Annotated in this window: 13 protein-coding genes; 2 read left to right on the forward strand and 11 right to left on the reverse strand. The window is 43.9% G+C overall.

Annotation, left to right across the window (positions count from 1 at the left end):
• Positions 1–137 precede the first annotated feature (137 nt).
• Together xylA and xylB are read right to left on the reverse strand one after the other, a co-directional pair.
• Positions 138–1,445 (reverse strand): xylose isomerase, encoded by a 1,308-nt coding sequence (xylA, locus tag IGJ12_RS13570; RefSeq protein WP_008380597.1) that lies wholly within the window; start codon positions 1,443–1,445, stop codon positions 138–140.
• A gap of 117 nt (positions 1,446–1,562) precedes the next feature.
• Positions 1,563–3,059 (reverse strand): xylulokinase, encoded by a 1,497-nt coding sequence (xylB, locus tag IGJ12_RS13575; protein ID WP_430619124.1) that lies wholly within the window; start codon positions 3,057–3,059, stop codon positions 1,563–1,565.
• A 250-nt stretch (positions 3,060–3,309) separates the two neighbouring features.
• On the opposite strand from xylB, the gene IGJ12_RS13580 reads away from it, so the two are divergent.
• Entirely contained in the window at positions 3,310–4,488 is a 1,179-nt protein-coding gene (locus tag IGJ12_RS13580; RefSeq protein WP_086332668.1) for an ROK family transcriptional regulator, read from the forward strand.
• 61 nt (positions 4,489–4,549) lie between these two features.
• Here the strand turns inward: IGJ12_RS13580 and IGJ12_RS13585 are convergent, their stop codons facing one another.
• The 4 genes from IGJ12_RS13585 to IGJ12_RS13600 form a co-directional block, all read right to left on the reverse strand.
• Positions 4,550–5,383: a carbohydrate ABC transporter permease gene (locus IGJ12_RS13585; protein ID WP_430619125.1), complete on the reverse strand. Its 834-nt coding sequence runs from the start codon at positions 5,381–5,383 to the stop codon at positions 4,550–4,552.
• A complete protein-coding gene (locus IGJ12_RS13590) occupies positions 5,384–6,295 on the reverse strand; it encodes a carbohydrate ABC transporter permease (protein WP_015510298.1) in 912 nt (303 codons plus the stop codon).
• A gap of 129 nt (positions 6,296–6,424) precedes the next feature.
• On the reverse strand, positions 6,425–7,750 hold the full coding sequence (locus IGJ12_RS13595) for an ABC transporter substrate-binding protein (RefSeq protein ID WP_430619126.1): 1,326 nt from the start codon (positions 7,748–7,750) through the stop codon (positions 6,425–6,427).
• Positions 7,747–9,363: a glycoside hydrolase family 43 protein gene (locus tag IGJ12_RS13600; protein ID WP_042890502.1), complete on the reverse strand. Its 1,617-nt coding sequence runs from the start codon at positions 9,361–9,363 to the stop codon at positions 7,747–7,749. The genes IGJ12_RS13595 and IGJ12_RS13600 overlap by 4 nt, the downstream gene beginning before the upstream one ends.
• A 266-nt stretch (positions 9,364–9,629) precedes the next feature.
• Between IGJ12_RS13600 and IGJ12_RS13605 the strand changes: the two genes are divergently transcribed.
• On the forward strand, positions 9,630–10,424 hold the full coding sequence (locus IGJ12_RS13605; RefSeq protein WP_172634710.1) for an AraC family transcriptional regulator: 795 nt from the start codon (positions 9,630–9,632) through the stop codon (positions 10,422–10,424).
• A gap of 262 nt (positions 10,425–10,686) precedes the next feature.
• Here the strand turns inward: IGJ12_RS13605 and IGJ12_RS13610 are convergent, their stop codons facing one another.
• From IGJ12_RS13610 to IGJ12_RS13630, 5 genes are all read right to left on the reverse strand, one after another.
• Positions 10,687–11,409 carry an HAD family hydrolase gene (locus tag IGJ12_RS13610; protein WP_430619127.1) on the reverse strand — a complete coding sequence of 241 codons (723 nt, stop codon included), beginning with the start codon at positions 11,407–11,409 and terminating at the stop codon, positions 10,687–10,689.
• A 96-nt stretch (positions 11,410–11,505) separates the two neighbouring features.
• Positions 11,506–12,123 (reverse strand): bifunctional 4-hydroxy-2-oxoglutarate aldolase/2-dehydro-3-deoxy-phosphogluconate aldolase, encoded by a 618-nt coding sequence (locus IGJ12_RS13615; protein WP_430619128.1) that lies wholly within the window; start codon positions 12,121–12,123, stop codon positions 11,506–11,508.
• Positions 12,120–13,217, reverse strand: a complete 1,098-nt coding sequence (gene uxuA / locus IGJ12_RS13620) for a mannonate dehydratase (RefSeq protein WP_430619129.1) — start codon at positions 13,215–13,217, stop codon at positions 12,120–12,122. The genes IGJ12_RS13615 and uxuA overlap by 4 nt, the downstream gene beginning before the upstream one ends.
• A gap of 20 nt (positions 13,218–13,237) precedes the next feature.
• Positions 13,238–13,693 (reverse strand): PTS sugar transporter subunit IIA, encoded by a 456-nt coding sequence (locus IGJ12_RS13625; RefSeq protein WP_005234051.1) that lies wholly within the window; start codon positions 13,691–13,693, stop codon positions 13,238–13,240.
• A 24-nt stretch (positions 13,694–13,717) separates the two neighbouring features.
• Entirely contained in the window at positions 13,718–14,593 is an 876-nt protein-coding gene (locus IGJ12_RS13630) for a hypothetical protein (RefSeq protein WP_005234050.1), read from the reverse strand.
• Positions 14,594–14,663 lie beyond the last annotated feature (70 nt).

Here is a 14,663-nt window from a genome sequence, read left to right on the forward strand (position 1 = left end):
TTGCCTCCTTCAATTCCTAAACCGAGTTAAATCGGTTACATTTTATCGTATCATAATTTGGTTGATTCGTAACAATTGCCAAAAGATATTTTTTAGGTGAAAAAACTGTCGCTCCTCAGAACGACAGTCGTTTCTTATTAAAACAGGTAATCATTCAAACGAGATTTCACATATTCAATGTGGCTGGATTCTAATTCGATTTGATCATGCGCCAATGCGTAATCTGTCAGTGTTTCTAAGTTTTCCTCATCAGCAACGATCTTCGCTCCGATGCCTTCTTGGAACGAGGCGTACCGTTTTTCCTTCAACTCGTCTAAGAAGCGGTCTTCTTTCAGTTTCGCTGCTGCTTTTAACGCTCGGGCATACGTATCCATACCAGCGATGTGGGCTAACAACAGATCTTCCATTTCAAATGACGAACGACGGACTTTAGAATCGAAGTTGATTCCTCCCGGTGCGATGCCGCCGTTTTCTAAGACTTCGTATAAAGCGAGTGTCGAGTCAAAAACGTTGGTTGGAAATTCATCCGTATCCCATCCTAACAGCATATCTCCTTGGTTGGCATCCAGTGAGCCTAATGCGTTATAGCTACGGGCAACGGCGATTTCATGTTCAAAGGTATGGCCAGCTAATGTTGCATGATTGGCTTCTAGGTTTAATTTGAAATCTCCTTCTAAGCCGTAGTGCTGAATGAAGGCCATCGTTGTCGCTGCATCAAAATCATATTGGTGTTTTGAGGGTTCTTTTGGTTTCGGCTCTAATAAGAACTGCGGTTTATGACCGATTTTTTCGCCATAAGCGATCGCCATTTTGAATAGACGGGCGATGTTGTCTTGTTCAAATTTCATGTCTGTATTCAACAAGGTTTCATAGCCTTCACGGCCGCCCCAGAAGACATAGTTCTCACCGCCTAATTTTTTCGAGATATCTAAGCCTTTTTTAACTTGGGCTGCTGCATACGCGTAAACTTCCGCATTATTGGTGGAAGCAGCGCCGTTGTTGAAACGAGGGTGTGAGAACATATTTGCTGTATTCCATAATAGTTTGATCCCCGTTTGTTCCATTTTTTCTTTGATCAAATCGGTGATTTCGTCTAAGTTTTGGAAAAATTCTTCTAACGTTTCTCCCGCAGGTGCCACGTCAACATCATGGAAACAGAAGAACTCTGCCCCTAATTTTTCGCAAATCTCAAAAAAAGCTTCTACTCGATTTTTCGCCGTTTCCATTTCGGTGTCACCGATCCACGTCCGTTTGTTGACGGGTGCGCCGAAAGGATCAGAGCCGTCTTGCGTCATCGTATGCCAATAGGCGATTGCAAAACGTAGATGATCTTTCATTTTCTTGCCTAAAACAACTTCTTCGGCATCGTAGTGGCGAAATGCAAACATATTGTCTGTTTTAGGACCTTCGTAGCGGATTTTTTCGATTTCTGGGAAATAAGTCATTGTTGTTGCCTCCATTTTATGTTTTTTAGTGTAATAAACTAACTTACTTGGTTCCAATCATTTAGAACCAAAAACGATTCCTCGCTTTGATCAAGCAGATTTTCTGCTGCCATTATGCTATTCGATCTGCGCCAACGCATGGCAGATAGGCGCGGTCTGCTGGTAGACGGTCCGGTAGATCGCATAGATTTCTTGGTATTTGGCGACATTTTCAGGAATCGGTGCAATGGCCTTGCTGTATTTGACAAAGGTGTTAACACAAGCGGCCGCATCTGGATAAATGCCACTGCCGATTGCTGCCAGCATTGCTGCGCCCATACCTGGACCTTGTTCAGTAGATAAAGTCAGCATTTCTGCATTAAAAATATCGGCTTGCATTTGCAGCCATTCGGCATTTTTCGCACCGCCCCCCACAGAAACGATCTGGGTGAATTTCCGCTGTGCTCGTTCTTCCATGATCATTTGGGAATCTTTCAGAGAGAAGGTGATCCCTTCTAAGACGGCACGACTGAAATGCTTTTCGCGATGCCGTGTGTCAATACCAATAAAACTTCCCCTGATTTGGCTGTCGGTATGTGGTGTGCGTTCACCCACGATATAAGGCGTAAACAGCAGGCCTTCTGCCCCCGATTTTACCTCACTGATCGCTGAAAGCAATTCCTGAAACGATTGGTTTGGGGCAAACGTATCACGATACCAGCTTAAGGAATTTCCAGCGGCTAAAGTGACCCCCATTGAATACAACTTGTCTTTGATCGCATGACGGAAAAGGTGTAGATCGCCTTGATAATCAACCTCTTGCGCTTCTTCAAAGGATAAGAACACACCGCTAGTGCCAATCGACACCATGCCGACACCTTCGGCGATGATCCCGGACCCTAATGCAGCACAGGCATTGTCTGCGCCACCTGCATAGATCGTCACCTCTTGTTCAAAGCCAAAGGCTTCTTGCAGTTCTTTTCGCATTTGCCCTACAGGCGCTGCTGATTCAAAAAGCGGCGGCAGTAAATCCGATGCGATTGCGAATTTTTCTAGAATGGCTTCAGACCAGCACTTCTTTTCGATATCCAGCAGTAACGTACCCGCCGCATCAGAATAATCCATCGAATAGTTACCTGTCAGCCAAAAAGCCAAGTAGTCTTTTGGCAGCATCATGTGACGAACTTGTTGCCAATGTTCAGGCTCGTGTTCTTGAACCCATAAAATTTTTGGTAAGGTGAACCCTTCCAAAGCAACATTCTTGGTGATTGCTTTTATTTCCTCTCCAAAGGATGCCATGATCGCTTGACATTGTTTGGTGGTTCGAACGTCATTCCATAATATTGCCGGGCGAATGACTCGGTTTTCTTCATCCAATAAAACAAGACTATGCATTTGCCCGGAAAAGCTGATGCCGATCAATTCCTTCTGCAGCTTTGGAAGCTGCTGGATCAAGGTTTTGATTACCTTATCTGCCGCCTCTTGCCAATGCACCGGCTCTTGCTCACTGAACCCCGGTCTAGGGGATGACAATGGATAGTCAACACTTGCTGTTCCTTGGAGTTCCCCGGTTTGATCAAAAACTAAGCCTTTTAACGCACTTGTTCCTAGATCCAACCCTAAAAAATAAGCCATCTCTTCTCTCCTTCCTCTGTTTGAAGCAGTTAACCATTGCCTCTCAATCGGTTAATTAGCATTCAAAACTAACTAATTGGATAGTAAACGATTCTCGCATTTCTGTCAAGCGCTTTCAACGAATCTTTCATGGTTTTTCGTTCTCAAACTGCTGATCTTGCATTCTTCCTCTTTTCTTTATTCTTCAGCTTGCACAATATTAATTTGCACGGTAAACTAACACTAATCACATCTATGAAGAGGAGAACACATGATTATCAATAAAATGGGCATACGCGAACAAAATGAAGCGGCTGTATTGAAGACGATCATTGACAATGAAAATGTGTCACGAGCGGAAGTGTCAAATTTGACCCATCTCAATAAAGCGTCTGTTTCTCAAATAACCAAAAAACTGATCGACACGGACTTCGTTCGCGAAGTCGGCATTGGGGATTCCACTTCGATCGGTGGTCGCAAACCGATTCAATTGCAATTCAATCACCGCAGCAGCTTAGCTGTTACCTTTGACATCGGCTATAACTATGTTCGTGGAATGCTTTCTTATATCAATGGCGAGATGATCGCCTCCGCCGACCATTCCCATGAATTGATCACCAAAGAAAATGTACTGGCGACGATCGATTCCATGATGAAAGAATTTTGGCCGCAAATGCCGCAAACCACTCATGGATTAGTAGGAATCTGTTTGGCGATCCACGGCATCGTTCACAATCAGACGATCACCTTTGCCCCCTACTACGACTTGGAACACTTTGATTTGATCGCCCCTTTGAGCCAAAAATACAATACGGCGGTCTATATAGAGAACGAAGCCAATCTGACGGCTTTAGGCGAGTACTGTTTTTCTTCTGATTCCACGAATTTACTGAGCGTCAGCGTCCATAGTGGGATCGGTGTCGGAATCATCGTTGATGGGCAGCTGCAAACCGGTACTCACGGCATGGCGGGGGAAGTTGGTCATTCTACGCTCTTTCCTCACGGCAACTTGTGCCCTTGCGGCAATCGAGGCTGCTTAGAGCAATATGCGTCGAACAAAGTCTTGTTTGACACCTACAGTCACTATACAAAAACTGCGTTCGTTAATTCGGATACCTTTGCACAAGCCTATCATGCCGGAGAAAAATCAGCAGTCGAATTGGCGCAACAAAATGTTGAGTTTCTTAGTATTGGGCTAAACAATGTCATCACTTTTTCTGATCCCGAAGAAGTCTATATCAACAGCTCAGTCTATCGCAAAATTCCTGATTTATTACTGGCGCTGCAGCAAAAATTGACCAGTCAGTTCACCAAAAACACGAAGATCAAAAACAGTCGATTAGGCGATCAAGCCCCGCTGTTTGGCGGCAACGTTCTAGTGGCAAAACATTTCTTGAATATCAACGATTTGCGCTTTGCGGCACTTGATCTCTCCCGTGCGATCCGTTAAATGTAAATGAATGCTGGACTGAAAACTCAGTCCAGTGTTTTCTTTTGGTAAAAGGGTCTCGCTATCCTTTGATTCCGCCAGCCGTCACACCGCCCACGATGTATTTCGATAGAAACAGGTAAATCAGCAGTAAAGGAATAATACTTAATGAGATCCCTAGATACATACTGCCAAATTCAGTACGGTAAACATCAGTTTTCAACAATTGGACCAGCATCGGCAACGTATACTTTTCCGTATCGTTGATCAAGATCAAGGGCATCAAGAAATTATTCCACGAGGTCACGAACGAGAAAATCGCCATGGTAGCTAAGCCCGGTTTCATCAAAGGCAACATGATGCGATGGAAAATTTTGATTTCGCCGGCTCCGTCTAAACGAGCAGAATCTGCCAAATCAGGATGATAGATCGTTTCTAAGTATTGCTTTAAGAAAAAAACGGTAGCGGGTGATGCAATCGCTGGTAAAATCAATGGCAGAAAATTATTTAAGAGTCCTAAGCGATTCATAAATTGATAAAAACCGATCATGCTGATTTGCTGAGGAATCATGATCAGCCCAAGAATGACAGCAAACAGGACTTTCTTGCCACGAAATTCATAGGCGATCACGCCATAAGCCGTCAGCGCCGAAAAATACACATTGAGAACGGTAGCACCAGCAGCAATCAGGAAACTATTTTTAAACCCATTGAAAACATTGAAGCCTCTGCCCATTAAGTCGGACCAGTTGTATTGGAGATTACCGCCGGGCCACAAGGACAGCCCTTGCTGGATCTGTTCCGCTGAACGGGTTGCATTGACTAAGACGACCCAAAACGGCAATATACTTAGGATGGTCAGCAATACCAAAAAGACATAGATCAACAATCGTTTTGCTCGATAGCTATTTTCCATTTATTTTCGCCCCACTTTGCTGTTTTCTTTGAAAAATTGAAACAATAACGTGCTTAATACGATTGAAAGTACCAATAATAGTACCGACGCGGTTGCGGCAACGTTGAAATTCCGACTCCCGGTAAAGGCCTGGTTGTAGATGAACATCGTGATCGTTAAGACACTATTGTTGGGATTACCGTTTGTCAGCAAAAAAGGAATGTCGAACATTTGCAAGCCGCCTATCAAGGACGTCACCAATGTATAAAGCAAGATTGGTTTTAACAAAGGCAGCGTGATCTTGCGGAAAATTTGACCATCATTGGCTCCATCGACCATTGCTGATTCAAAAAGAGCATCATCAATGCTCAAAATGCCCGAAACCAAAACGATCGTTGTCTGACCATACCACATCCAAAATTGGATGAAGGAAACGATCAGCCGAGTGCCCGTTTCACTACGGAAAAAGTCATAGGGCTGGTCCAAAACACCGAAATGCTGCAAGACTAAGTTGATCGGACCTAACGGAAAACTGAACAAAACAAAAAATAAGATTGCTACTGAAGCCGCAGTAATGATGTTGGGTAAGTAAAAAGCGACTTTGAAGAAGCCTTTCCCTCGCAAGCGTAGCTTGATATTGGTAAACCATGCCGCCAACAACAAAGCCAAGCCAATTTGAGGGACAAAGTTTACACCCCACAAAATAAAAGTATTGCTGATCGATTTTAAAAATAACGGGTTGCGAAAAATCGCAAAATAGTTATCCAGTCCGACAAGATTGGCAGCTGGATTCCACCCTTTTAGATCTGTAAAGCTCAGGTAAATCGTATAGAGAATTGGATAAAGCTGAAAAACCAAGAATGCTAGAAAAAATGGTGCGATAAATAATAGCCCATAGCGATGATACTGTTCAAATCTTCTCTTATTCTGCATCGTAATCCCCCTGATATTTTTTTCTTCCACTGTCAACTTCTGCCTGTAAAGACAAGCCATTTAAGCAGCGCGTAGTACCTAGAAAAGGTTGAAACCGACCCCGTTATTCGGTGCCGGTTTCAACAACACCTAATCTACTTGAACATCTGGATAAGCATTGACGACCGCATCTTTAAAGTTTTGGATCGCCGTTTCCTGATCCACTTCACCTTTTGAATATGGTGTCAAACAACTATCCGTAAAGAGGGTTTCAATCGTTTGGTCATACTCGGTCAGAATTTTCGCGTTGATGTCTTGAACCATATCGGCAAATTCTGCATAGTGGTTTTGACCGCCTAAAAATTCCTCTTGGTATTCGCTTTTAATTTCTTCAACGACTCGCTCATTCGATACAAAATCACCGGTATCTTCGGCCCATTGTTTTAAAAATGCTTGATCTGTGGTCAAGTAAGCCACCAATTGCGCCGCTTCTTCTTGCATCTCAGAATTTGCCGTAGCACCGATCCATGTGCCGCCCCAGAACCACGACGACGGTCCTTGGATCATGCGCCAGTCCCCTTCTGTTGAGCTGGAGTTATCGGCAGCTGTCGCATTTGGTTTTAACCAATAGTGCAGCCCCCATGTCGGCAAACTATAACCGAATACATTGTCGCTATTCATTCCAGCAAACCAAGCTTCTGATTGTCCTTCTGTATCTTGTGTCAGGCCTTCTTCTACAAATTTTCGTGATATATCCAACAAATCATACAAACTGTCGTCGATCACTAATTTACCGTCTTCAACCCAGCCATGTTCGCGTTGACCATAAAAAGGCTTCGCCAAATCTTGGACACTAGAGATCATATAGGTGGTTCCACCACTTTTTTCTTTGACTGCTTTGGCTTCCTCATAGAACTTGTCGTAGTCTGACAAGGCCACTTGCGCAGCCGCTGGATCATCGATCCCTAGCAGCTCTTCTGCCATCGACGCCCGGTAATAAAACCCGCCAGGAGCAGCTTGCCAAGCCAAGGCATGAAGAACCCCGTCTTTTGAAGTTCCTACGTCTTTGACATATTGATACGTATCTGCCGCGGCTTCATCAAGTCCCAGTGAACCAAGGTCTGCCATCATCCCTGATTCCACATATTTTTTGACAAAGGCAGATTCTAAAGCAATCACATCTGGTGCATCTTTGGAACCGAGAATCGGATCGAGCTTGGTCTCGAATTGGTCAGAAGGAATCTCCACGATCCGAATGTCATAGGCCAAATCGTCATGCGCCGGCAAATAGTAATCATTGATCATCGTTGATAATTCTGAAGTAAAGGTCCAAACCACGAGTTCATCCTTGCCACTGCTTCCCGTTGCGCTGTTATCCGAGCCACTGTTTCCTGAACCATTCCCGCAGCCACTAAGCATAAAAGCCGCTAAGCCCGCCACTGACGCTGTTTGTAAGACCCGTTTCCAATTTTTCATCTTTCTTCCTCCTCGATTTTTTGATAGTCAAATGAATCAAAATCAGCCGCCAAACGATTGCCAGTCGTATCGATCGCAAACATCCCCACAAAAGCCCCCGTAAAGAACCCACCGTAATGTTCTGCCACATAGTCGTCAGACAATTGCAAGCTGTCAAATAGCTGATCGATGACCTGCCACTCTTTTTGATCAAAGGAGTACGCGTATTGATAGTGGGCATAATTAACGATCGTTTTGAAGTAGACCGTTTGTACATCGGCTGGTATCACAACTTTTGATACTTTTTGGCTCTTCAGTTGGCCCTTTTCGCTTGCCAATACAGTGATGATTTTTCCTTTCCTCTCATCATGAGTGATGTAGATCGCCGACCAATTTTGTGTATTGTAGTAATTCGTCATGCCTGCCAACTGTAGAAACGAGGTCGGCGAAAATTCGACGGCAGTCGTTGCTTCAAAACGAAAATCGCTCCATCTCCTTGCCACCAGTGCTTGATGGAATAAGGAATTGAATGACTCTCGGCCATACAAGCGCAAGTACCCTGGTCGTGCGGTCAAACTACCGATCTCCTCAGAAAAGGGAATCCGCAAGGTTTGAAACACTGGTGCCAACGACACCTCTTCAAAATCATCAAAGCCTGATTCTGTTTCCCACGGATGTTCGGGCAGCTGTGGCTGTGGGACCTCCGCTTTTGGAAAGTTTCCGCCTGTGATATACGGCCAATCATTTTCCCAGTAAACAGACTGGATCGCTGTTTCTCGTCCGAGCGGGCAATAGCCGCGATTTTCTAAGAGGGGCGTTTCTGGATACTTCAGCGCTCGTCCTGTTAAGTGAACAAAATACCATTCATCGGTCTGCGTTTTCACAAATGAACCATGACCGGCTTTTTGTAGCGGGATCTCTGGCTGTCCCCATGAACTAATCAGAGGGTTTTGAGGATGAACTTCATAGGGGCCTTCGATGTGTGTCCCACGAGCGATGGTACTTGCATGTTCAAACTGGGTGCCACCTTCTGCCGTTAATAAATAATAATAGCCGTTCACTTTATACATGACCGGTGCTTCAGTCAATTTGCGCTCTGTTCCTTTGAAGATAATTTTGGGCTGCCCCACCAATTTCTTGGCTTGCCAATCAAACTCTTGGAGAACGATCCCATAAAAGGAATGATTTGTCGGGCGATAATCCCAGACCATGTTCAGAAAATATTTTTTGCCGTCATCGTCATGAAATAAAGAGGGATCGAAACCAGAAGAATTCATATAGATTGGTTCTGACCAATCCCCATCAATGGTTTCACAGGTGATCAAATAATTGTTCACATCTTTCCAGCTATTGGATTGTGTTTTGACATCTGAATAAATCAACCAAAAACGACCATCACTGTAACTTAAGTTTGGCGCCCAAACGCCCCCAGAATCAGGATTTCCCAGCATATTCAACTGACTGACACGATTGACTGGTGTACTGATCAAGCGCCAGTTCTTCAAATCCTTCGAATGGAAGATGCGCACACCTGGAAACCATTCAAAGGTCGACGTAGCAATGTAATAATCTTCTCCTGCACGACAAATACTCGGGTCTGGATGAAAGCCTGTTAGTATCGGATTGGTAATCAAAAAAATTTCCTCCTCTTTCCCTTTTTGGCATTTTGTGATTCAACTGAGAGTCAATAGGAATGAGCATCTTTCAGTTAGTAAGTTTTCTTTACTAATATACCTAACTAAAAAAAGAAACTTGCTGCTGTAGTCCATTTTAAAAATATTCACTAATCATTGTTCTATTTACTTTCTTCAGCTGAACTGTCATAATTATAAAATGAAATCGCTATCATTCACAGGACGATTTCCACACATCGATAGACAAAAAATGGAGGAAAGATTGCGTGACCATTTTAGAAGAATACCATTTTGGCGAATACCTAGGCGTTTCCAGTTACCATCCCTACTCGCTTAATTACATGGAACATTTTCATCGTTCCTTTGAGTTGCTTTTTTGTAGTGACGGCGAAGCGGTTGTCAAAATCGAAGAAAGTCCCTATGTCCTTACAACTGGCCAAGTGTTATTAGTCATGCCTTACCAGACCCATGCCATCGAAACCCCTAAGGAATCACAACTACATATTCTGGTTTTTTCGCCGGAGTTTATTCCAGATTTTTATGCTAAAACCAAAGATTTCGCTTTGTCAGATCCCGTTATCACCATTGATCCGTCTGTCGCAAATCAGCTGTATTATCCTTTATTTGAAACGGATTCCCTCTATTTACGAAAATCGGCACTGTATCAAGTCCTTTACCTTTTTGAGCACCAAACGACTTTACTACCAGCCAAAAACCAAGAGGATATCCTGATCCAGCTGCTTGCCTATATCGAGTCACACTTCAAAGAAGAGCTGACGCTCGAAAAACTAAGCAGCAGTATCGGTTATAGTAGCGTCTACGTTTCCAGAATGATCACTGAGAAATTGAAAAGCACCTTTCCTCGGCTTTTGAATCAAGCAAGAATTCGCCATGCCTCTTTTTTGCTGACTCATAGTCTCTTGCCGATTACGGAAGTAGCAGAACAGGCTGGCTTTCAAAATGTGCGAACCTTCAATCGAAATTTCAAAGCTTTGACCTCACTGACTCCGAAAGAATACCGCTTAACACACAATGCTCATTTTTCGTTGCTGAAGGAATAGCGCAAAAAAGCAGCTTCACTTACCTATAAAGTGAGCTGCTACAATCTTACTCGTTTTTCTAGTCAGCCTTTTGCCACGTTCCCAGAAAGTAGTGAAAAACGTTCTAACGCTCCCCTTCTTCATAGAGACATGAGCAGGAAAAAACCAATTGCCAAAATCAACCTTTGTTGTTTTACCGATTCCGCAACGCTATGCCTGATTTATAGCACCGTATGTTCTTGCTTAATGCCGTTTGCTTTATCGAAGCTTCTTGGAATAACGATCAAGCCCAAGAAAAATGATTCACGACTAGCCAGTCTCTGACTTCCGTCAGATCAGAAAAAGTTTTCACCTGTGCAGCTACTTCTTGCTCAAGTTTTGGCTGTTTAAGCAAAGGATACTTCCCATTTTTCTTGACTGGCAAAATACTCAAATCATCCGCAATCAGAAAAGCTGGGATCTTGGCTTGTTTTGCGGCTCTTATGCCGGCTAGAGAATCTTCTAATACCAAGGCTGCTTCAGGCTTTACGCCTAATTGTTGGCATGCTGTCAGAAAGATTTCTGGATCAGGTTTGCCCTTTCGCACTTGATCCCCAGAAACCACCGTATCAAACCAATCTGGCATCTGTTCCATTTCAAAATACGCCTTGATTTTATCTTTCGACGAAGAGGACGCCACGGCTATCAAGCAATCTTGTTTTTTTAATGCTTCCAATAGTTCAAGAAGGCCGGGCTTTTTGAACACCCGTTTTTCTTCAGCTAAAATCACTTCTTTCTGACGATTCATCGCTTCTCGCCACCGATCCGTTGGTACCGTACTGCCATAGAGTTCCTGCATCCCTTTACGAATATCTGCTTCCGTTCTGCCAGTCAGGTAATAATAAACATCTTGGCAAACTTCAAAATCATACTCCTCCGCGGCTCTTAAATAGGCGCGGTAAGCTAACCGACCAGTTTCAAACATCAAACCGTCCATATCAAAAATCACCAGTTTTATCTTCTCCATCCTATGGCCTCCTTTGCTTTTCTGCGAATAAAAAAGCAATGGTACCAAAATCCTTTGGCACCCATTGCTTCATCTTGTTTATATACAGCTGACTGCTCAACTTAGCAATGATTTTACATGCGCCAAATGGCTGTCAGCCTTTTCCCGCCCTTCTTTTACTAGCGCTTCTGACAGAATGAAGGAGCCGCCAACCGCTAATACTTGCGGATCAGATAAATAGTCTTGAACATTTTCGAGAGTGATTCCGCCAGTTGGGACAAATCGAATATCGTAAAACGGACCACTGAGGGCTTTGATTGCCGACAAGCCCCCGTAGATATCCGCAGGGAAAAATTTCACAACTGATAAGCCATAATCCGTTGCCCGTTGAATGTCATTGGGGGTAGCTGTCCCTGGAATCACTGGAATGTTTTCGGCAAGACAAAATTCCACCACATCAGGTACAAGAGCAGGGGAAACAATAAAGCGCGCCCCTTTCTCAACCGCTGCTTTCGCTTGTTCTAAGGTGCGGACCGTGCCTGCGCCTACGATCAATTTGCCCGATTGAGAGAGTTTTTCAATCGCTTCTAAAGCAAGGTCACTGCGGAAGGTCACTTCAATAAAATACAGTTCATGCTCAATCAGCAGTGATTCTACTACTGGCAAATAGGTAAGGTCTGTTGCAGTGTAAAGAGGCAACACCCTTGTTTTTGCCAATTGTTCATAGAGTGTCATACGCTCTCTCCTCCCTTCGTTCCCCTCGATTGCATTTGCTCTTTCAAGACGGATTCATGAAGCCCTTGAAGATAACTGATACCAATCGCGCGATCATACAGACCATAGCCTGGCATCGCCACTTCCCCCCAGATCGTCCGCCCGTGATCAGGACGGATGACACCATCAAAACCGACCTCAACCAAGGCTTTCATAATGGCATACATATCTAACGATCCTTCAGTGGAAAGATGGGCAGATTCTTTAAATTTGCGTTCCCCCATAAACAACACATTGCGAAAATGAACAAAGTTGATGCGGCCTTTTAAGCCATGAACGATCTCCACCATGTCGTTTTCTGGATCGGCACCTAACGAACCGGTGCACAACGTTACCCCATTATAAGGCGAATCCACGATGGCCATGATTTTTTTCAAGTCCTCTAAATTTTTGGTGATCCGTGGCAAACCAAAAATTTCCCAAGGTGGATCGTCCGGATGGATCGCCATTTTCACATCTACTTCTTCACACACAGGAATGATCCGCTTTAAGAAATAGCTTAAGTTATCAAAGAGGATCTCTTGAGTGACCCCTTCATAAGTTGCCATCAAACGCTGGAACTTTTTCAGTCGTTCTTCTTCCCAGCCTGGCAATTTAAAGCCTTTTGATTGGCTATGGATCAGCGTATACATCTCACTAGGTTCCATATCATCCACAACGGCTTGATCATAGAGCAAAGAGAAGCTGCCATCCTCGTTTTGATAAAATAGATTTGTTTTTGCCCAGCCGAAGATCGGTTTGAAGCTATAGCAGATCATATGTACATCACAAGCTGCTAAATTCCGAATTGTTTGAATATATTGATCGATGTAGTGATCCCGTTCCTCTGTTCCGGCTTTGATCGCATCGTGGATCGCCACACTCTCAATCCCTAATAGTGAAAGATGCTCTTTTTCAATTGATGCTTTTAGTGCGTTGATTTCGGAAATCTCCCAGACATCTCCAGGCATTTTATTTAGAAGTGTTCCTACAATGCCGTGCATTCCTGGAATTTGTCGAATATTCGTTAACGGGATCGTATCCCCTTCCCCGTACCATCGAAACCCCCATTGCATTTGCTGTCATCCTTTCGTTTTTAAAAATCATCGTCCTCATCAGTTTCTTCGCTACTATCACCTGCTGAAGAATTGTGCCAAAGCGCTACACTGTTTTCTCCTTGCTGGATCACTGCTGCCACCGCCTGTTCAATCGGTGTCGCCAAAAATTGGTGATTGATTGCTTCTAATACCATCGGTAGATTCACTCCGCCGATCACATACGTCTTTTCCTGAAGCGATTCTTCTAATTGATTGATCGTAACAACCGACTGATTGTAGGGACTGGCACTCAATAGATCAGCAAACACCAAGACACCGTCCCCTTGATCTGTTTCATGAATCGCTTCATGGATTTTGTTTCCCAGAAGTTGAATATCCTCTCCGTGGTTCAAATTAACGACCGCAATATTTTCGACACTGCCCATGATCACCTCTGCAGCATCTTTAAAACCAGTACTCAGCTGTCCGTGAGTTGCCAATACGATTCCTAACAAATGTTATTCCTCCTTTTTCGCTTCCTAACCAAATAACGCAAGAACTTTTTGCATATTCCTCAGATTCAGCTCTTTTTGCTTTAATTGTTTTCTAGGCAGCACATACGTCTGATCCTGCTGCTTTTCTGCACAAAACAGATAGTTGATGCTGCCCATTGCTTCACTACTGTGTTCGATCGCCAACTGCTGCAGTTGCCCTTCATTGAATTGCTTGCCGATAGCTCGAATCGGAGCATCGGCACCAATAGAATCTAAATAATAAATCTTCGCATTCGGCCTTACTGAATCACGTAACACTTCCAACCCGCGTTCTCCGTAACTTCCTTCATCAAGAAATGCGAAGGCCGTCGCTGTTTGACTGTTTTGACTGATTAAGGACAGCAGCGCTAAGATAGAGGAGGTATTGCGGGTTAGATTTTGCTGAAATCCTGCCCCGTGGCTTACGCGATTTAATAGCAGAAAATAAACACCGACCCCTAAAGCAAAAAGTGCTGTTTGCCAAGACAACAAGGGAAATCTCCCTGAAGCAAAGTGGATATAAAGCCAAGTTCCCAACAGCCCTAAAAGAATCATCACTGCTGAAGCAGTCAGAATAAATTGATTTGTTTTACGGCCTTGCTCCTGCCGATCAAAAAAATGGTAATCGCCGAAATGCTCTGGCGGTGTATCATAATACGTGCAGATGATCCGTTTTGCTTTAGTCAGATCACCAACATACAAATTGCGTGAGGCATTTTTTTTCGTGTGATCATACTCGATCACCTGAAGGTCTTTGCGAAATGGAATGATATCCGCGATGAGTGCCTTCAAAAATCTTTGTTTGCTTTTATCCGTTGATCGCGCTCGGTAGACATACCGATAACGAAACAGCCAATCACGAAATGTTTCTGTTTGATTCATGGCGGATTCTCCTATTCACAAATTACTGACACTGGAGGACCTCTTTTCCTTGCGAGATCCCCCAGCTTCC

The sequence above is a fragment of the Enterococcus sp. DIV0802b genome, from assembly GCF_050543535.1.
Lineage (GTDB): Bacteria > Bacillota > Bacilli > Lactobacillales > Enterococcaceae > Enterococcus_D > Enterococcus_D entomosocium.